An 18,062-nucleotide genomic window follows, 5' to 3' on the forward strand; every position below is an offset into this window, starting at 1 on the left:
CATTCCGATCGTCGACGGACCGCAGAAGGGCGGCTTTCTCATGGGGGCTGGGCACGATCACGGGCACGGGCATGCGCACGCGCCGACGACCGGCACGGCGGCGGCCGCGTACCGCGGGAGGCTGCGAGTCGCGCTGTCGATCACCCTCGGCGTCATGGTGGTCCAGATCGTCGGCGGTGTGACCGCGGACTCGCTCGCCCTGATCGCGGACGCCGCCCACATGGCGACGGACGCGGTGGGTCTGGCCATGGCCCTGCTCGCCATCCACTTCGCGAACCGCCCGCCGAGCGAGAAGCGCACCTTCGGTCTCGCCCGCGCGGAGATCCTCGCGGCCCTCGCCAACTGTCTGCTCCTGCTGGGCGTCGGCGGCTATGTCCTGTACGAGGCGATCGAACGGTTCCTCACGCCGGCGGACACCAACGGCGGCCTGATGATCGTGTTCGGCGCGATCGGCCTGGTCGCGAACATGATCTCGCTCACCCTGCTGATGCAGGGCCAGAAGGAGAGCCTGAACGTGCGCGGCGCGTTCCTCGAGGTGGCCGCGGACGCGCTGGGCTCGCTAGCGGTGCTGATCTCCGCGGCGGTGATCCTGACCACCGGTTGGCAGGCGGCCGACCCGATCGCCTCGCTCGTCATCGGCCTGATGATCGTGCCGCGCACCTTGAAGCTGCTGCGCGAGACCCTCGACGTCCTGCTGGAGTCGGCTCCCAAGGATGTCGACATGGCGGAGGTCCGGGCCCACGTACTCGCCCTGGACGGTGTCGAGGACATCCACGACCTGCATGCCTGGACGATCACGTCCGGCATGCCTGTGCTGTCGGCCCATGTGGTGGTGCGCTCCGACGTACTGAACGCGATCGGCCACGAGAAGATGCTGCACGAGCTCCAGGGCTGCCTCGGCGACCACTTCGACGTGGAGCACTGCACCTTCCAGCTTGAGCCGGTCGGGCACGCGGAGCACGAAGCCCGGCTCTGTCACTGAAACAACCGTACGGTCCGATAAGACGTCAGTACGGACGGAATGCAGCGATCCGGTGGTAGGCCGCGTCCTCATGCTCACAGCGCCCCCGGCGACGGTTCCGTGCCCGCCGCGCCGGGCACGATCAACTGCCGGGAGTGCCGGATTCGTACGGCACACTTGGGGCGCAAGACCGAAGTGAAGGATGGGTATGCCGATCACACCTGCCACCGCGACGCACAGTCCGTCGAACGGCGCCGCAGACGCGATTTTGCTGGAACTGGTCGACGAGAACGGTGTGACGATCGGCACCGCGGAGAAGCTCGCCGCCCATCAGCCTCCCGGGCAGCTGCACCGCGCCTTCTCCGTGTTCCTCTTCGACGAGCACGGCCGGCTGCTGCTCCAGCAGCGCGCACTCGGCAAATACCACTCCCCCGGTGTCTGGTCCAACACCTGCTGCGGCCACCCCTACCCCGGCGAGGCACCCTTCGCCGCCGCGGCCCGGCGCACGCACGAGGAACTCGGCGTCTCCCCGTCGCTGCTCGCCGAGGCGGGCACGGTCCGCTACAACCACCCGGACCCGGACTCGGGCCTGGTGGAGCAGGAGTACAACCACCTCTTCGTCGGACTCGTGCAGTCCCCGCTGCGGCCGGACCCGGAAGAGGTCGGCGAGACGGCCTTCGTGACGCCGGCCGAGCTGGCGGAGCGCCACGCGAAGGACCCCTTCTCGTCCTGGTTCATGACCGTGCTCGACGCGGCCCGCCCCGCAGTCAAGGAGCTGACGGGCCCGTCGGCCGGCTGGTGACGAGGGGCGGGGCCGGCCCGGCAGGCCCTAGGGCACGCGCGCGGGTTTGAGCGGGACGGCGGCCCAGATCACCTTGCCGCCGCTCGCGGTGTGCTCGACGTCGCACACGCCGCCCGCCTCCCGGGTCACCTCGCGCACCAGCAGCAGCCCGCGGCCGCCGGTCTGGCCGTGGTCGGCCTCCAGGGCTGTCGGGCGGTAGGGGTGGTTGTCCTCCACGGACACCCGCAGCCACTCGGCGCCGACGGCGACCTCCACGGCGAGCGTCGGCGACAGCAGCGCCGCGTGCCGGACGGCGTTCGTGACCAGCTCCGACACGATCAGCAACACCCCCTGGACCAGATCGTCGGGGACCGGCACGCCCTGGCGGTACAGCAGGTCCCGTACGGCGTGCCGGGCCTGCGGGACCGAGGCGTCGACGGCGGGGGCGGTGAACCGCCAGACGCCCTCGTACGGCAGTGGATTCGGCGGCCGCTGGACGAGGGGCTCGTCGGCGCCGCCTGCTGGGCGTGGGCCGGACCCGCGCCCGTGGTTCTCCATCGTCCGGTCGCCACCCTCGCGCTCGATTGTCACCACACGTCGAGTGTTGATAACGCACAGGTCCGGGCCGTAGTACTGACCAGAAGTCAGCAGGTATCGAGCGTTTCTGATCGTTGGCGTATGACACGGTCAGTTGTGGGACCGCTCCGGCGCCCCTTGTGCCGACTTCGCGAACTATTCGGGTTGTACGGGTTTGGCGCCCCCACCGTCCGGCTCGTTCCGCTTGCCGTCCTCGGCGGTCAGTTGCTCGGTGACGATGCTGACGACACGGCGTCCGCCAAAGCCGGTCGCGATCAGTCCGAGTCCGTCGAAGAGCAGGGCAAGGGAGAAGAAGGTCCCGATCACGTACTTGCTGTTGCTGGGCCAGCCGGCCAGCACCAGGATGCCCAGGAGCAGTCCGAAGGCGCCCTGCACCAGCGTCCAGCCGAACTGCGGGCCCCGCACCACCAGGCTGCCCGCCAGCCGGAAAAGCCCGCCGGTGAGGAAGAGCAGGGCCGCGAACATGGTGAGCGCCTCGGCCGCCGCCTCCGGCCTGCGGAGCACCACCACACCGGCCGCGATGTTCAGTGCCGCCACCACGACACCGAGCCAGAAGAAGTTGTCGCCGCGCGCCTGGACCGCGTGCAGCAGCCCCACGGCGCCGCCGATCAGCAGCAGCCATCCGAACAGGACCATCGAGGTCAGCGTGGCGACGCCGGTATAGACGAGTCCGACGAGACCCGCCAGGACAAGGATCACGCCGAGTACGGCGAGCCGGCCGAAGCCGCGGTGCAGTTTCGCCGCCTCGCCCGTGGGCTTGGTGGTCGCTTTCATCGGCACCTCCTCGATGGCCCCCTTCTCCTGGTCCCCCCAGCACCCTGTGCCGTAACTCGGTCGAGCGCCCCTTCCGGATCGGCCGTTCGGCGGGGCGGATAGCATCCGCCGCATGGAGCCCCAGCTGCTGCACAGCGTCACGGACGCGGTCGCCACCGTCGTCATCCACCATCCGGCCAAACGCAACGCCATGACGGGCGCGATGTGGCGGGCGCTGCCGCCGCTGCTCGGCACGCTGGCCGCCGATCCGGGCGTACGGGCGCTGGTGCTCACCGGTGAGGGCGGGACGTTCTGTGCGGGTGCCGACATCTCCACGCTCCAGGGCTCACCGCAGGAGGCCCAGGGGCTGGCGGTGGCCGCCGAGGAGGCACTGGCGGCGTTCCCGAAGCCGACGCTGGCGGCGGTCCGCGGGCACTGTGTGGGCGGCGGGTCACAGCTGGCGGCGGCGTGCGATCTGCGGTTCGCCGAGGAGGGGGCGCTGTTCGGGGTGACGCCCGCGAAGCTCGGGATCGTGTATCCGGCGTCCTCCACGCGCCGGTTGGCGTCGCTGGTGGGCCCGGCCACCACCAAGTACCTGCTGTTCTCGGGCGAGTTGATCGACACCGAGCGGGCCCTGCGCTCGGGCCTGGTGGACGAGGTGCTGCCGGAGGGTGAACTCGGCAAGCGCGTGGTGGAGTTCACCCGGATCCTCGCCTCCCGCTCGCAGCTGACGCAGGCCGCGGCGAAGGAGTTCGCGGAGGGGCACACCGACCGCGACGATCACTGGGCGGAGCAGGCGCGCGCGAGCGGCGACACCGCGGAGGGTGTCGCCGCGTTCCTGGAGCGCAGGCAGCCCCGCTTCACCTGGAACGTGCCTACACCAGGCTGAAGCGGCTGTTCGTACGGAACTCCTCGACGAGGTGCGCGGGCGCCTTCTGCGGCGAGCCGGCGTCGTAGGGCGGCTGCGGGTCGTACTCGGTGAGCAGCTGGACGGCCTGGGCGTGTTCGTCGCCGGCGATCTTCCCGACCAGGGTCAGGCCCATGTCGATGCCGGAGGAGACACCGGCCGCGGTGATGTACTTGCCGTCCGGTACGACCCGCTCGCCCGTGGGTTCGGCACCGTACTGCGGCAGGAAGTCCAGGGTGAGCCAGTGCGAGGTGGCGCGGCGGCCCTGAAGGAGGCCCGCGGCGCCGAGAAGCAGCGAGCCGGAGCAGACGGAGGTCGTCCAGGTGCTGGTGGCGTCGGCGGTCCTGAGCCACTCCAGCAGGGCCTCGTTCTCGATCTCGGCAAACGTCCCGGGTCCGCCGGGCACCACGACGACATCGGGGTGCGGTACGTCGGCCAGGGCCTTGTCGGCGGTGAGGGCGAGGAACCCCGTGTCGGCGCGCACCGGTCCCGCGGACTCGGCGACGAAGTCGACCCGCGCGTCCGGGAGACGGCTCAGCGCCTCGTACGGTCCCACGATGTCGAGGGCGGTGAAGCGGTCGTACAGGACCATCGCGATCTGCATGATTCGTCCCTTCGGAAGGAAAGTCAGCCTGCCGGAACCGGGCGGAACCGGCGGCGGTACTCGATCGGTGCCGCCCCGAGCGTCTTGACGAAGGCACGCCGCATGGCTTCGGGAGTGCCGTAGCCACTGGCCCGGGAGATCTCCTCGATGCCGTCGCTCGAGTCCTCCAGGAGGCGCCGGGCATGTTCGAGCCGGACCCGGTCCACATAGCGGCCCGGGGTCAGGCCGGTCTCGGTCTGGAAGGCGCGCGCGAAGTGCCGCGCGGAGAGGCTGGCGCGGGCGGCGAGCGTCTCGACGGTCAGGTCGGCGTCGGGGTGCTCGGTGATCCAGCGCTGGACCTCCCGGAGGGGTTCGCGCTGGGCGGTCTGGGCGGCGAGCTGGGCGCTGAACTGAGCCTGGTTTCCGGGCCGGCGCAGGAAGACCACCAGGTGGCGGGCGATACCGAGGGCCACGTCCCGGCCCAGGTCCTCCTCGACCAGGGCGAGAGCAAGGTCGATGCCGGAGGTGACACCGGCGGAGGTGGCGACGCGCCCGTCCCGTACGTAGATGGGGTCAGGGTCGACCTCCACGGCCGGGTGGTCTCGGGCGAGCTTGTCGCAGTACGCCCAGTGGGTCGTGGCGCGGCGGCCGTCCAGCAGGCCTGCCGCGGCGAGCAGGATCGCGCCGGTGCAGACGGACACCAGGCGCTCGGCGCGGGGTCCGTGCTCGTGCAGCCAGTCGGTCAGCCCGGGCTGCGGACCCCGCGTGCCTTCCCCGCCCGGGACGACGAGCGTGTGCGGCTCGCTGACGTCGGTGAGGGACTCGTCCGGCGCGACGGTCAGGTTGCTGGACGTGCGGACGGGGGCGCCGTCCAGGGATGCGGTGCGGATGCGGTAGGTGCCCGCGCGATGCTTCTCGGCCCCCGCGAAGACCTCCAGCGGGCCGGTCACGTCGAGACTCTGTACGCCGTCGAAGAGGACGAAGAGGACGGTTCGCTGCGCCATGTCATCGATTCTTCGAGAACCGCCGCATGACCGCAATGACGAGGACCCCACCTTTCCTGCCACGATCCGTATCCGCCCGAGCCACGTACCAAGCGGTTGGTAACGTGCCGACCATGACTACTTCCGCCCTGGAACCGCGTGCCGCCCGCCGCTGCCACAACATGCTCAACTCCCTGCACTCCACGTCCTACTTCGCTCCCGAAACGGGGAAGGAGCTGGGCGCCCTCGGGATCACGCATCCCAGGGCCGTCAACTTCGCGGTCAGGGCCGCCGCACTGGGCCCGGTGGGCGCGGGCGCGGTGACGGCGACGTTCTACAACTACAAGTACGACCTGGTGGCCGAGCACGTCCCGGCGGTCTGGGCGATCGCGTCCCCGCAGGACGTACTGGCGGCACGCGCGCGTGCGGTCGACACGGCGCTACGGCGGCTCCTGGGCGAGGAGGCGGTGACGTCCCCGGAGATGGCGGAGGCCGCGCACCTGGCGCTCCAGGCCACCGAGGCCTGTTCCCGCAGCGCCCGGCCCCTGTACTCGGCGCACGCGGACCTGCCGGTCCCCGAGGAGACCCACCTGGCCTACTTCCACGCCACCACGCTGCTGCGCGAGCACCGGGGCGACGGGCACCTCGCGGTACTGATGTCCGAGGGGCTCGACGGCCTCGAGGCGGTCGTGACCCACACCGCGACCGGCAAGGGAATGACACCGAAGTGGGTGTGCAGCACGCGTGGCTGGTCCCGGGAGGACTGGGACGCGGCGTCCGAACGCCTGCGCGAGCGGGGCCTCCTGGACGACTCGGGTGACCTCACCCCGGCGGGCGTCGCCCTGCGCGAACGCATCGAGTCCGAGACGGACCGCCTCGACCGGGCACCGTACGAGCACCTCGGCGCGGAGCGGGTCGCACGCCTCACGGAACTCGCCACGGGGTTCGCTCGCGCTGCGGTGGCGGCTGGGGCGTTTCCCCAGGACCTCCTCGGCAAGGCCTGATCGTCTGCCCCGGCCGGGCTGGGACAACCGGCTGCACCAGGAATTCGGATCACGCTGCATAGCAGGGCCGAGCTGCGGTACTCGGGGTCTCCAACCACAAGGAAGGGTGATCACGTGTTCCGTGCAATCGCAGACGTACTGCGCCAGATCGGTGGCGCCATCGCCACTGTCGTCACGCTGCCGTTCCGCGCGCTCGCCCGGCTGTTCGGCGGAGCCTCCAGCAGTACGCGCAGCCGCAGGGTCTGATCTCGTCCCGCCGCCCGGCCCGCGACCCGCCACGACCGGCCGGGTCGCCGCCCTGATCCCCGGTTGTCGGTGCCACCTGCCACAATTGCCGCGCAACCTCAGTGAGAAGGCGGTACGGGATCGTGACGACACCCCTCGTAGGGTCCATCGAAGACAGGATCGCCGCGGAGCTCGGCGTACGAGAGCGGCAGGTGAAGGCTGCCGTGGAGCTGCTCGACGGCGGTTCGACGGTGCCCTTCATCGCCCGCTACCGCAAGGAAGCGACCGAGATGCTCGACGATGCGCAGCTGCGCACGATCGAGGAGCGGCTGCGTTATCTGCGGGAGCTGGAGGAGCGGCGCACCGCGATCCTCGAGTCGGTGCGTGAGCAGGGCAAGCTGACCGAGGAGTTGGAGGCCCGGATCCGCGCCGCCGAGACGAAGGCGCGGCTCGAGGACATCTACCTGCCGTACAAGCCGAAGCGCAGGACCAAGGCACAGATCGCCCGCGAGGCCGGCCTCGAGCCCCTCGCCGAGGGTCTGCTCGGCGACCCGACGGTCGACCCCCTCGCGGCCGCCGTGGCGTTCGTGGACGCCGACAAGGGCGTGGCAGATCCGCAGGCCGCCCTGGACGGCGCGCGGGCGATCCTCACGGAGCGGTTCTCGGAGGACGCCGACCTGATCGGCGAGCTGCGCGAGCGCATGTGGGGGCGCGGCCGGCTGGCCGCCAAGGTGCGGGAGGGCAAGGAGGAGGCGGGCGCGAAGTTCGCGGACTACTTCGACTTCGCCGAGCCGTTCACCGAGCTGCCCTCGCACCGCATCCTGGCGATGCTGCGCGGCGAGAAGGAGGAGGTCCTCGACCTCGTCCTGGAGCCGGAGGAGCCCACCGAGGGGCCCTCGTCGTACGAGGGCATCGTCGCCCACAAGTTCGCGATCGCCGACCGTGGCCGCGCGGCCGACAAGTGGCTGACGGACACGGTCCGCTGGGCTTGGCGGACCCGTATCCTCGTCCACCTCGGCATCGATCTGCGCCTGCGCCTGCGCACCGCCGCCGAGGACGAGGCCGTGGGCGTGTTCGCGGCCAACCTCCGCGACCTGCTGCTCGCCGCGCCGGCCGGCACGCGCGCGACGCTGGGCCTGGACCCCGGCTTCCGTACGGGTGTGAAGGTCGCCGTCGTCGACGCCACCGGCAAGGTGGTGGCCACGGACGTGATCTATCCGCACGTCCCGGCGAACAAGTGGGACGAGGCGATCGCCAAGCTCGCCCGCCTGGCGAAGGAGCACGCGGTCGAACTGGTCGCGATCGGCAATGGCACCGCGTCGCGCGAAACGGACAAGCTCGCCGGTGAACTGATCACCAAGCACCCGGAGTTGCAGCTCACCAAGGTGATGGTGTCCGAGGCCGGCGCCTCGGTGTACTCGGCATCCGCGTTCGCCTCGCAGGAACTGCCCGACATGGACGTGTCGCTGCGCGGCGCGGTCTCCATCGCGCGGCGGCTCCAGGACCCGCTCGCAGAGCTGGTGAAGATCGACCCGAAGTCGATCGGCGTCGGCCAGTACCAGCACGACCTGTCCGAGGTGAAGCTGTCGCGCTCGCTGGACGCGGTGGTCGAGGACTGTGTGAACGGCGTCGGCGTCGACGTCAACACCGCCTCCGCACCGCTGCTCGCGCGCGTCTCCGGCATCACCTCCGGGCTCGCCGAGAACATCGTGTCCCACCGCGACGCGAACGGCCCGTTCAAGTCCCGCTCGCAGCTGAAGAACGTGGCACGGCTCGGCCCGAAGGCGTACGAGCAGTGCGCGGGCTTCCTGCGCATCCGCGGCGGCGACGACCCCTTGGACGCGTCCAGCGTGCACCCCGAGGCGTACCCGGTGGTCCGGCGGATGGTGAAGACGTCGGGCCAGGAGGTCGCCGCGCTCGTCGGCAACACGAGCGTGCTGCGGTCGCTGAAGGCGAACGACTACGTGGACGAGACGTTCGGTCTGCCGACCGTCACGGACATCCTCAAGGAGCTTGAGAAGCCCGGGCGCGACCCGCGTCCCGCCTTCAAGACGGCCACCTTCAAGGAGGGCGTCGAGAAGATCTCCGACCTGGCGTCCGGGATGGTGCTGGAGGGCGTCGTGACGAACGTGGCGGCCTTCGGGGCGTTCGTGGACGTCGGTGTCCACCAGGACGGGCTGGTGCATGTCTCCGCGATGTCGAAGACCTTCGTCAAGGACCCGCGGGACGTGGTCAAGCCCGGTGACATCGTCAAGGTGAAGGTCCTCGACGTCGACATTCCGCGCAAGCGGATCTCCCTGACCCTGCGCCTCGACGACGAGGCGGCTCCCGAGCGTCAGCAGGGCGGGGGCGGCGGCGAGCGCCGGCAGCGGGGCGGGCGGCCGCCCCAGCAGCGTCAGGGCCGCGGCGGTGGCGGAGGCGGCGGTGGTGGTGGTGGTGGCGGCTCGCGCCAGGCGCAGCCTCCGGCGAACAGCGCCATGGCCGACGCCCTGCGCCGCGCGGGTCTGGTCGACCCGAAGGGCAAGCGCTGAGACGACGGCCGGACCCGGACTCTCCGAGCGACACGGATGTGCCACGGAGGGTCCGGGCCCGTTCGCCCTTAGGGTGACGGCATGCCGAAGTCGCGTGTCATCACCTGGGCGGTGTCGGGGAGCAAGGGCATCGAGACCGCGTGGGCCGAGCTCGGCGACGATGCCCTGCGAGCCCGCGGCCGAGCGGTCGGGACGACGCCGGAGCCGTACTGGATCTCGTACGAACTCGACACGGCGGACGGCTTCGTGACGCGTCGCCTGCGCGTCACCGCCGAGTCCGCGGACGGCACCCGCACGCTCGACCTGCGGCACGACGGAGCGGGCCGGTGGACGGCCGACGGTGAACATCTGCCCGACGTCGACGGCGCCCTCGACTGCGACCTGGGCCTGTGCCCGCTCACCAACACGATGCCGGTGCTGCGGCACGGGCTCCGGCTGGCGCCCGGGGAACGGGAGTTCCTGATGGCGTGGGTGTCGGTGCCGGACCTGGCTGTCCTCCCGTCCCGGCAGATCTACACGCATCTGGGGCGCAACCGGATCCGCTTCGCCTCCGGCGACTTCCGCAGCGACATCGAGTTCGACGGCGACGGGTTCGTCGTCGACTACCCGGAGCTGGCCACCCGGCTCGCTTGAGCCGGCGGGGCAGAACCCGTCGCTAGCGTTCGGTCACCTTGCCGTCGGCGACCTCCAGACGGCGCGTGACATGGACCGCGTCGAGCATGCGGCGGTCGTGGGTGACCAGGAGCAGCGTGCCCTCGTAGGCGTCCAGAGCCGATTCCAGTTGCTCGATGGCCGGCAGGTCGAGGTGGTTGGTGGGCTCGTCGAGGACCAGGAGGTTGACGCCCCGGCCCTGGAGCAGCGCCAGCGCGGCCCGGGTGCGTTCGCCCGGGGAGAGGGTGGCCGCCGAGCGCAGGACGTGGTCCGACTTCAGTCCGAACTTGGCGAGAAGGGTGCGCACTTCCGCCGGTTCGGTGTCCGGGACCGCGGCGCAGAAGGCGTCCAGCAGGGACTCCTCGCCGTGGAACAGCTTGCGGGCCTGGTCGACCTCGCCGATGAGGACGCCGGAGCCGAGCGCCGACTGTCCGGCGGTGAGGGGGATGCGGCCCAGCAGGGCGCCCAGCAGCGTCGACTTGCCCGCGCCGTTGGCGCCCGTGACGGCGACCCGGTCCGCCCAGTCGATCTGCAGGGACACCGGGCCGAGGCTGAAGTCGCCGCGTCGTACCTCGGCGTCCCGCAGGGTCGCGACCACCGCACCCGAGCGCGGTGCCGAGGCGATCTCCATGCGCAGGTCCCACTCCTTGCGGGGCTCGTCGACGACCTCCAGGCGTTCGATCATGCGCTGGGTCTGGCGGGCCTTCGCGGCCTGCTTCTCGCTGGCCTCGCTGCGGAACTTGCGGCCGATCTTGTCGTTGTCGTTGCTCGCCTTGCGCCGCGCGTTCTTCACGCCCTTGTCCATCCAGGCGCGCTGGGTCTGTGCCCGGTCCTGGAGGGCGGCCCTCTTGTCGGCGTACTCCTCGTAGTCGTCGCGGGCGTGGCGGCGGGCCACGTCGCGCTCCTCCAGGTAGGCCTCATAGCCGCCGCCGTAGAGGTTGATCTGCTGCTGGGCGAGGTCGAGTTCGAGGACCTTGGTGACCGTGCGGGTGAGGAACTCACGGTCATGGCTGACGACCACGGTGCCGGCCCGCAGGCCGCCCACGAAGCGCTCCAGGCGCTCCAGGCCGTCGAGGTCCAGGTCGTTCGTCGGCTCGTCGAGCAGGAAGAGGTCGTAGCGGGACAGGAGCAGGGAGGCGAGGCCGGCTCGCGCCGCCTGGCCGCCGGACAGCGAGGTCATGGGCTGGTCCAGGTCCACGGCCAGGCCCAGCGAGTCGGCGGTCTCCTCCGCCCGTTCGTCGAGGTCGGCGCCGCCGAGGCCGAGCCAGCGCTCCAGGCTCGTCGCATACGCGTCGTCGGCGCCCGGCGCCCCGTCGACGAGGGCCTGGGTCGCCTCGTCCATCGCGCGCTGGGCCTCGGCGACTCCGGTGCGCCGGGCCAGGAACTCCCGTACGGTCTCGCCCGGCCGCCGCTCCGGCTCCTGCGGGAGGTGACCGACGGTCGCGGTCGGCGGGGACAGCCGCAGCTCGCCGTCCTCCGGTGCGGTCAGCCCGGCGAGCAGGCGCAGCAGCGTGGACTTGCCCGCGCCGTTGGCTCCGACCAGGCCGATCACGTCTCCGGGCGCCACGACGAGGTCGAGCCCGCTGAACAGGGAACGGTCGCCGTGACCGGCGGCGAGGTTCTTGGCGACGAGGGTGGCACTCACAGACCGCGATCCTAGTCGCCGCGCAGGGCCGCGAGCACCTTCGTCTCAGCGGGCCGGCGCCTCCGAGGGCCCGTACGCCCTCACCGCGCCATCGCCTCCACCAGCACACCCCCCGAGGTTCGCGCCACCACGAACGACTCCCCCTTCACTGCCTTCGCGTCCAGTGCGATGCGGTGGCGACCCGGTTCCAGGACGCCGTCGAAGACCTCGTGGGTGTGGGTGCGGTAGAGGCGGTCGACGCGGTACGCGGTGAGCTGGACGCGGCAGGGCGAGGTGACCTCGACGCCCGCCTCGCCGTCGGCGGCCACCAGGCGGGTCAGACGCCGCTGTTCGACCGGGCTGCGGTCCAGGGCGTGTTCGATCTGCGCGACCAGCAAGGGCACGATCGGTGCGAGGCCGTCGACGTAGGCCACGTCGGCTCCGGCCTCCGTGAAGGCGCGGCGTGCGGCGGCGCGCTGTTCCTCGCCGATGCCACGGCCGAAGGCGACGGCGCCGTAGGTGCGCAGTTCGTCGACGGCGACGCCGCTCACGTCGTGGGTGATCTCGACGCCGATGCCGATGGTGCGCAGGGCGGCGGCGAGCTTGGCCAGGAGGGCCACGCGGGCGCCGATGAGCAGGACCCGGCGGCGCGGCGCCTCGGAGTCGCCGTCGAGCAGGGAGCCCAGCGCCGAGCGGTACTCGGCGGCGTGGAAGCGGAAGGGTCCGATGCCGTGGTAGCCGTTGAGTTCCAGGTCGGCGTGTTCGTCGGTCTGCCAGGCGAAGTCCCGCCAGATGTAGTCGTCGCCCTCCTTGTCGATGAGTGCGGTGACCGCTCCGCAGGCGAGGTCCTCGCACTCGGGGCAGCCGTAGATGACATAGCGGCCACCCGGAAGCGGGGCCTCCGCCTCCAGCAGCAGGCTGCGGACCTGTGCGGTGAAGATGGCGGGCGGGACGTCGGAAGCGAGCGGGGAGACGGCGTCGAGGTCGGAGAGCTGGAACAGCAGCGGGCGTCCGTCGACGATGAAGTCCACGAAATCCCGGTGCACCTGGTAGTCACCGTTGGCGAGGACGCCACCGGCACGCATCGCCGGTGCCAGGCCGAAGGTCGCGTACTCGGCAGACATGCTGTGAGTATCCCCAGAGCGGGACCGATATGAGCGCGGCATGACATATTCCGCATACGTCCCTGGACGACTGCGAACGGCTGACCGAAGGAACGCGGCGGCCGCCCGGTCGGCCAGGCACGCGGAGGAGGCGGCTCTCCGGCTCGCCCCCTCCCGCGTGCGTGCGTACCGCTCAGCTGTGGTCGTGGCCCAGCGGGTCACCCTCCGTCTCAGTGCCGACGCCCGGGCCGACCCTGATCTCGAAGTCTCCGTCATACTTCCTGTGGCCCTCGATCACAGCGAGTTCGACGGCCTCCGAGCCCATCTCGGTGCGCACGATGATCGGGTCCCGGCGCAGGTCGCGCACGAGTGCGACGCACATGCCGATCATCACGAGGACGAACGGCGCCGCGGCCAGGATCGTGAGGTTCTGCAGGCCGGTGAGCGCGTCGCCCTGACCGCTTCCGACGAGCAGCATGATGGCGGCGACGGCTCCGGTCACCACACCCCAGAACACGACGACGAACCGGCCGGGTTCCAGGGCCCCCTTCTGGGACAGCGTGCCCATGACGATGGACGCGGCGTCGGCACCCGAGACGAAGAAGATGCCGACCAGGATCATCACCAGCAGGCTGGTGACGGTCGCGATCGGGAACTCCTGCAGGACGGCGAAGAGTTGCCCCTCGGGGGTCTCCTCCCCGGCGAGTGCGCCGCCCTCCCTGAGCTTCATCGCGGTACCGCCGAAGATCGCGAACCAGATCAGACTGACGGTGCTGGGGACGAGGATGACGCCGCCGACGAACTGCCGGATGGTGCGCCCGCGGCTGATGCGGGCGATGAACATGCCCACGAAGGGCGTCCAGGAGATCCACCAGGCCCAGTAGAAGACGGTCCAGCTGCCGAGCCAGTCAGCGACCCCTTCACCACCGCTTGCCTCGGTGCGGCCGGCGAGCTGGGGAAGGTCGCCCAGGTAGGCGAAGATCGAGGTGGGCAGCAGGTCGAGCACGATGATCGTGGGGCCCGCGATGAACACGAAGACCGCGAGGATCAGGGCGAGCACCATGTTCGTGTTGGACAGCCACTGGATGCCCCGCTCGATGCCGGAGACGGCTGAGGCGACGAAGGCCAGGGTCAGTACGGCGATGATGGCGACGAGCAGGCCGTCGCTCACGTCGTCCATCCAGTCCAGCTCCTGGAAGCCGGAGCCGATCTGGAGCGCGCCGAGGCCGAGGGAGGCCGCGGAACCGAAGACGGTGGCGATGATCGCGAGGATGTCGATCACCCGTCCCCCGGCGCCGTTGGCGTGCTTCTCGCCGATCAGCGGGGTGAACACCGCGCTGATGGTCTGGCGCCGGCGCTTGCGGAAGGTGCTGTAGGCGATGGCGAGGCCGACCACCGCGTAGATCGCCCAGGGGTGCAGCGTCCAGTGGAAGAGAGTGGTGGCCATCGCCGTCTCCATGCGCTCGGCGGAGTCGGCGGGGGTGGTGCCGGGCGGTGGGGCGTTGTAGTGCGAGAGCGGCTCACTCACGCCGTAGAACATCAGTCCGATACCCATGCCCGCGCTGAACATCATCGCGACCCAGGACACGGTCTTGAACTCGGGTTCCTCACCCTCGGCGCCCAGGTGGATGCGGCCGTAGCGGCTGATCGCCAGCCACAGGGCGAAGACCACGAAGCAGGAGGCGGCGAGCATGAAGGCCCAGCCGCCGTTGTGGATCAGGCCGTTGAGCATCTTCGTGGACACGCTCTCCAGCGAGTCCGTGGCGGCCCAGCCCCAGATCACGAAGGCCAGGGTGATGACGGCGGTGACGCCGAACACCACTCGGTCGGTGCTGCGGTGGCCGGAGTCCTCCGAAGGGCCTTCCCGGCCACCTCTCTTCTTAAGATCGTCAGTCATCAGCGGCACCTTCCCCGGGAAACCGTGGATACGCCGTTTCCACGTCGTCTCCCAGGACCTACCACAGATTCCGCCGATCGCAGCCGTTTCAGCAGTCGGTGTCGGGCTCACCTGCGGCGAGGTGATACGGGGCGCGCTCGTCCAGGAGCAACGGGACAAGGGAACGCAAGGACTGACGAATCGGCACAAGTGCACCCGTGGACGTCGATTTCGCCTTCACTCCGTGCAGCGCGAGCTCGTCCTTGAACTGCGCGTACTGATCGGTGGTGAGCCGGTATCCGCAGGGCGGGTCCGCGATCACCTCGGCGGGTTCGGCCGGGTCGTTGTCGGCGCCGCCGACGTAGACGGGCCCGGTGTCGGCGAAGCCCGCGAGCCTGGCCAGGCCGGTCGCCGCCTCGACCTGTCCGCGGCGGGCGTCGGTGAAGTCGAACAGGCCGTCCAGCGCGGCGACCTGGGAGTACACCCGGCGCCGGTTGTTGAGCGACTCGTCGGCCTTCTCCTCCTCGGTCAGCGGATCGACGCGGCTCTCGATCAGCAGCCCCACCGAATGCTTGACGCCGGACATGTTCCGCAGAATGCGTTCCTGCCCGTCACCGGCGACCTGCTTGATCGGCTCGCCCGTCTCGGGGTCGGTCCAGATCCCGTACGTACCGGTCGAGTAACCGACGCCGGACGCGGCGGGGCGCACGTACGACTCCGAGAGGGTCTGCGCCGCGTCGTGGACACGGGCGTCCGTGTTGAGATTGCGCGGCCACAGGTCGAACAAGTCCTTGTCGTAGTACGGGGGTGTGGCGCCGTACTCGTGCAGGTCGTAGATCACGTCGGGGCGCTGGTCGCGGATGACCGCGGCCATGGCGCGCCCCTCGGCGGTCTGGAGTGCGAGGTGGTCGCGGTTGACGTCCACGCCGTCGCTGTTGCCGCGGGTGTCGGCGGCCCGGCCGTCGGGGTTGGCCGTGGGCACCACCAGCAGGGTGGTGCGCTCCAGGAAGCGCCGGGTCTGCCGGTCCTTCGCGTAGGCCAGGTCGCGGACGGTGGACAGGCATGCCTCGCGGCCCGAGGGTTCGTCGCCGTGCTGGCTGCAGATCAGCAGCACCTTGTTCGGGGTGGGGCGGGTGCCGATCCTGACGAGCTGGAGCGGGCGGTCCTGCTTCGTCGAACCGATGCGGGTGACGGAGACGCGCTTGCTCGCCTTGTCGACGGCCGCGAGGAAGTCCTGCTCCTCGGGCTGGCTGGTCCAGCGGGCGCCGTTCGACTCCTCGAAGCCGGTGCGGGGCGCGGAGTCGGCGGCGTGGGCCGGTATGGCGACGATGGATGCGGCGAGGGCCGCGGCGACCAGGGTGACTGCTCGGGTGCGGGTCACTGGCCTCCCTCCGGGATGCGGTGAGTGGTGGTGCGGGGTGCGCTCAAGCCGGCGAGCGGCGCGGCCTCGGGAGCAGCGGAGACGGAGCCCGCCGTGGCGCGTGCGAAGGCGTGGGCGCCGCCGACCAGCGGGACGCGGGCCTTCGTACGGGAGAGATCGAGGGTCAGCGTCGGCTTGGTCGACGGAGGGTCGATCAGGTCCTTGTCCGTGCCCGCGACGATCAGGGCGAGGCGGTGGCCGGCCGGCACCACGTGGTCGGTGGCCGCCAGGTCGAGGGTGATCGTGTACGCCTTGCCCGGGGTGAGCGGTGCGCCCTTCAGGTCGGAGGCGTGGTTGCCCAGGTCGGCCCAGCCGCGGCTGACGACGGTGTAACCGACGTCGGCGGTCTTGGCCCGCGTCTCCTTGAAGCAGGAACTGTCGCCGGTCGTGCTCGCGCCCCAGCAGGTGCGGTCGGTGAGGGTGGTGATGCCTTCGCCGCTCGACGCGTAGTCGCGGATGGTGTCGGGGCCGAGGTCCACGAGGACGGCGGAGAGATGGGCCGTGGAGGTGGTCGGGGTCGCGGTGACGGTGACCTCGGAGGAGCCGGACAGGCGCAGGTCGCGGGTGAGCGGCTTGGTGACGAAGCCGGCCTTGTCCGGGGTGGTCCGGTCGACGTTCGCGGCCCAGTCGGTCTCGCTGTGCTGCGGGTCGTCGGTGAAGGTCTCGGTGCCCTTGCCCTTGCGCAGACCCAGGGTGCCGACCCCGGCCTCGGTGCCCTTGGCGGGGCGCAGGGTGGTCGCGTCGGTGCCGCGCGGCGGCCAGACCTTGGAGGTGGCCCACTGGTCGGGGTGGCGCTCGATGTCGGCCATCGGCTCACGGTCGATGCCGTTGTCGTAGCCGAGGAGTTCGTGGTCGAACCAGCGGTGCAGGGTCTCGACCCACTCGGCGCGGCGGAAGTCGAACGGGTCGACGTGGCCGGTCTGGGAGAGCCAGACCTTTCGCTCGACGCCGTTCTTCGCCAGGGCGTCCCACCACTGGCCGACGTGCTTCATACGGACGTTGAGGTCCTGCATGCCATGGATCAGGAAGACGCTCGCCCTGACCTTGCGCGCGTCCTTGACGTAGTCACGCTCGGTCCACAGCGGCGTCCAGTCGCCGGTGCGCGGGGCTCCGTCGATGAGCTTCTGCTGGACGGCGCCGCACTTGGCGCGGGCGTCGGGGCTGTTGACGTAGTCGGAGAGCCACTCGGGGCCGGAGTCGTACAGCGGGGCGCCCTGCTGGAAGTAGTAGTCGTACCAGGAGGAGATGGCGCTGATCGGGACGATGGTCCGCAGGCCCTCGACGCCGGTGGCGGCGACTCCGTTGGCGATGGTGCCGTCCCAGCTCTTGCCGATCATGCCGGTGCGGCCGTTGGTCCAGGTCGCCTTGGACTTGGTGGTGCCGGTGCGGGTCGTGTACGCCTTGCCGCGGCCGTTCAGCCAGTCGACGACGGCCTTGGCGGAGAGGATGTCGGAGCGGCCGCCGACGTCCACGCAGCCGTCGGAGCGGTTGGTGCCGGCGAGGTCGACGCCGACGAAGGCGTAGCCGCGGGGCACGAAGTAGTTGTCGTAGAACAGCGGCATCTGGACGACGTCGCCGTCGGCGTCGTACGTCTTCTTCTGGCTCTCGTTGCCCCGCCCGCAGCAGGAGTAGTACGGGCTGGCGTCCATGATGACGGGGATTCTGCGGCCCTGCGCGGCCGCCTCCCGGGGGCGGACGACGTCGACGGCGACGCGGTCGTTCCTTCCGTCACGGTCGTCGTCGAGTCCGGTGTCCACCCATACGGCCTCGCGGATGGCGTTCTCGTACGAGTACACGGGCTTGCTCTCCCGCACGGCGGCGTGCGCCGTCGCGGGTGAGAGGAACGTGGCCATCAGCGCGGCTGCGGCCACCGTCGCGAGCGGTCTCCAGATCGTGAAGCGCATGCGTTTCGGCATGCGCGGACGGTACATCGGTCAACTCTCGTGCAGAAGGGGGCAACTGATGGCATGTGAGGCCTTGTGTGGCCGATAAACGTCGGCCGGGCGAGTGGACTCATGTCGGCCGAATGGCGATCGTGTGACAGCAGTGGTCATGGACACACC

16 protein-coding genes are annotated in these 18,062 nt (G+C 70.6%); 7 read left to right on the top strand and 9 right to left on the bottom strand.

The window, feature by feature from the left end; all coding sequences use genetic code 11:
- Window positions 1-40: 40 nt before the first annotated feature.
- On the top strand, window positions 41-982 hold the full coding sequence (locus ACFY5C_RS02620) for a cation diffusion facilitator family transporter (protein WP_389439593.1): 942 nt from the start codon (window positions 41-43) through the stop codon (window positions 980-982).
- A gap of 187 nt (window positions 983-1,169) precedes the next feature.
- Window positions 1,170-1,763: an isopentenyl-diphosphate Delta-isomerase gene (gene idi / locus ACFY5C_RS02625; protein ID WP_389439595.1), complete on the top strand. Its 594-nt coding sequence runs from the start codon at window positions 1,170-1,172 to the stop codon at window positions 1,761-1,763.
- A gap of 27 nt (window positions 1,764-1,790) precedes the next feature.
- Here idi and ACFY5C_RS02630 read toward each other — a convergent pair whose 3' ends face one another.
- Both ACFY5C_RS02630 and ACFY5C_RS02635 read right to left on the bottom strand, forming a co-directional pair.
- Window positions 1,791-2,300: an ATP-binding protein gene (locus ACFY5C_RS02630; protein ID WP_362382030.1), complete on the bottom strand. Its 510-nt coding sequence runs from the start codon at window positions 2,298-2,300 to the stop codon at window positions 1,791-1,793.
- A 174-nt stretch (window positions 2,301-2,474) separates the two neighbouring features.
- Window positions 2,475-3,113: an HdeD family acid-resistance protein gene (locus ACFY5C_RS02635; protein ID WP_389439597.1), complete on the bottom strand. Its 639-nt coding sequence runs from the start codon at window positions 3,111-3,113 to the stop codon at window positions 2,475-2,477.
- 112 nt (window positions 3,114-3,225) lie between these two features.
- On the opposite strand from ACFY5C_RS02635, the gene ACFY5C_RS02640 reads away from it, so the two are divergent.
- Window positions 3,226-3,981, top strand: a complete 756-nt coding sequence (locus tag ACFY5C_RS02640) for an enoyl-CoA hydratase/isomerase family protein (RefSeq protein ID WP_389439599.1) — start codon at window positions 3,226-3,228, stop codon at window positions 3,979-3,981.
- On the opposite strand, the gene ACFY5C_RS02645 is transcribed toward ACFY5C_RS02640, so the two are convergent.
- Window positions 3,968-4,603: a DJ-1/PfpI family protein gene (locus tag ACFY5C_RS02645; RefSeq protein ID WP_369274743.1), complete on the bottom strand. Its 636-nt coding sequence runs from the start codon at window positions 4,601-4,603 to the stop codon at window positions 3,968-3,970. The genes ACFY5C_RS02640 and ACFY5C_RS02645 overlap by 14 nt on opposite strands.
- Window positions 4,604-4,626: 23 nt before the next feature.
- Entirely contained in the window at window positions 4,627-5,586 is a 960-nt protein-coding gene (locus ACFY5C_RS02650) for a GlxA family transcriptional regulator (protein ID WP_389439601.1), read from the bottom strand.
- Window positions 5,587-5,699: 113 nt separating this feature from the next.
- Here ACFY5C_RS02650 and ACFY5C_RS02655 point away from each other — a divergent pair, with 113 nt between their 5' ends.
- From ACFY5C_RS02655 to ACFY5C_RS02670, 4 genes are all read left to right on the top strand, one after another.
- Complete coding sequence (locus ACFY5C_RS02655; RefSeq protein ID WP_389439602.1) at window positions 5,700-6,569, top strand: hypothetical protein; 870 nt, start codon at window positions 5,700-5,702, stop codon at window positions 6,567-6,569.
- A 114-nt stretch (window positions 6,570-6,683) separates the two neighbouring features.
- A complete protein-coding gene (locus tag ACFY5C_RS02660; RefSeq protein ID WP_010042827.1) occupies window positions 6,684-6,815 on the top strand; it encodes an LPFR motif small protein in 132 nt (43 codons plus the stop codon).
- Between the two features lie 122 nt (window positions 6,816-6,937).
- Window positions 6,938-9,325, top strand: coding sequence for a Tex family protein (locus tag ACFY5C_RS02665; RefSeq protein ID WP_389439604.1), 2,388 nt, complete (start codon window positions 6,938-6,940; stop codon window positions 9,323-9,325).
- Between the two features lie 81 nt (window positions 9,326-9,406).
- Window positions 9,407-9,958 carry a putative glycolipid-binding domain-containing protein gene (locus ACFY5C_RS02670; RefSeq protein WP_389439606.1) on the top strand — a complete coding sequence of 184 codons (552 nt, stop codon included), beginning with the start codon at window positions 9,407-9,409 and terminating at the stop codon, window positions 9,956-9,958.
- Between the two features lie 22 nt (window positions 9,959-9,980).
- On the opposite strand, the gene ACFY5C_RS02675 is transcribed toward ACFY5C_RS02670, so the two are convergent.
- The 5 genes from ACFY5C_RS02675 to ACFY5C_RS02695 all read right to left on the bottom strand — a co-directional run bounded on the left by ACFY5C_RS02675 (window position 9,981) and on the right by ACFY5C_RS02695 (window position 17,915).
- A complete protein-coding gene (locus ACFY5C_RS02675; protein WP_389439608.1) occupies window positions 9,981-11,621 on the bottom strand; it encodes an ABC-F family ATP-binding cassette domain-containing protein in 1,641 nt (546 codons plus the stop codon).
- An 80-nt stretch (window positions 11,622-11,701) separates the two neighbouring features.
- Window positions 11,702-12,724, bottom strand: coding sequence for an oxidoreductase (locus ACFY5C_RS02680; protein WP_389439610.1), 1,023 nt, complete (start codon window positions 12,722-12,724; stop codon window positions 11,702-11,704).
- A gap of 172 nt (window positions 12,725-12,896) precedes the next feature.
- On the bottom strand, window positions 12,897-14,600 hold the full coding sequence (locus tag ACFY5C_RS02685; RefSeq protein ID WP_389439612.1) for a BCCT family transporter: 1,704 nt from the start codon (window positions 14,598-14,600) through the stop codon (window positions 12,897-12,899).
- Window positions 14,601-14,688: 88 nt separating this feature from the next.
- A complete protein-coding gene (locus ACFY5C_RS02690; RefSeq protein ID WP_389439614.1) occupies window positions 14,689-15,960 on the bottom strand; it encodes a M14 family metallocarboxypeptidase in 1,272 nt (423 codons plus the stop codon).
- The gene (locus ACFY5C_RS02695) at window positions 15,957-17,915 is read right to left on the bottom strand and encodes a Xaa-Pro dipeptidyl-peptidase (RefSeq protein WP_389439615.1); all 1,959 of its coding nucleotides are present in this window, start codon (window positions 17,913-17,915) and stop codon (window positions 15,957-15,959) included. The genes ACFY5C_RS02690 and ACFY5C_RS02695 overlap by 4 nt, the downstream gene beginning before the upstream one ends.
- Between the last annotated feature and the right edge of the window lie 147 nt (window positions 17,916-18,062).

Origin of the sequence: Streptomyces sp. NPDC012935 (genome assembly GCF_042900345.1) — a bacterium.
Classification (GTDB): domain Bacteria; phylum Actinomycetota; class Actinomycetes; order Streptomycetales; family Streptomycetaceae; genus Streptomyces.

Excerpts from the sequence above, each read along its gene's own strand:
- ACFY5C_RS02620 (WP_389439593.1), top strand. The coding sequence starts at position 41 with ATGGGGGCTGGGCACGATCACGGGCACGGGCATGCGCACGCGCCGACG.
- idi (WP_389439595.1), top strand. The coding sequence starts at position 1,170 with ATGCCGATCACACCTGCCACCGCGACGCACAGTCCGTCGAACGGCGCC.
- ACFY5C_RS02630 (WP_362382030.1), bottom strand. The coding sequence starts at position 2,300 with ATGGAGAACCACGGGCGCGGGTCCGGCCCACGCCCAGCAGGCGGCGCC.
- ACFY5C_RS02635 (WP_389439597.1), bottom strand. The coding sequence starts at position 3,113 with ATGAAAGCGACCACCAAGCCCACGGGCGAGGCGGCGAAACTGCACCGC.
- ACFY5C_RS02640 (WP_389439599.1), top strand. The coding sequence starts at position 3,226 with ATGGAGCCCCAGCTGCTGCACAGCGTCACGGACGCGGTCGCCACCGTC.
- ACFY5C_RS02645 (WP_369274743.1), bottom strand. The coding sequence starts at position 4,603 with ATGCAGATCGCGATGGTCCTGTACGACCGCTTCACCGCCCTCGACATC.
- ACFY5C_RS02650 (WP_389439601.1), bottom strand. The coding sequence starts at position 5,586 with ATGGCGCAGCGAACCGTCCTCTTCGTCCTCTTCGACGGCGTACAGAGT.
- ACFY5C_RS02655 (WP_389439602.1), top strand. The coding sequence starts at position 5,700 with ATGACTACTTCCGCCCTGGAACCGCGTGCCGCCCGCCGCTGCCACAAC.
- ACFY5C_RS02670 (WP_389439606.1), top strand. The coding sequence starts at position 9,407 with ATGCCGAAGTCGCGTGTCATCACCTGGGCGGTGTCGGGGAGCAAGGGC.
- ACFY5C_RS02680 (WP_389439610.1), bottom strand. The coding sequence starts at position 12,724 with ATGTCTGCCGAGTACGCGACCTTCGGCCTGGCACCGGCGATGCGTGCC.
- ACFY5C_RS02685 (WP_389439612.1), bottom strand. The coding sequence starts at position 14,600 with ATGACTGACGATCTTAAGAAGAGAGGTGGCCGGGAAGGCCCTTCGGAG.
- ACFY5C_RS02695 (WP_389439615.1), bottom strand. The coding sequence starts at position 17,915 with ATGCCGAAACGCATGCGCTTCACGATCTGGAGACCGCTCGCGACGGTG.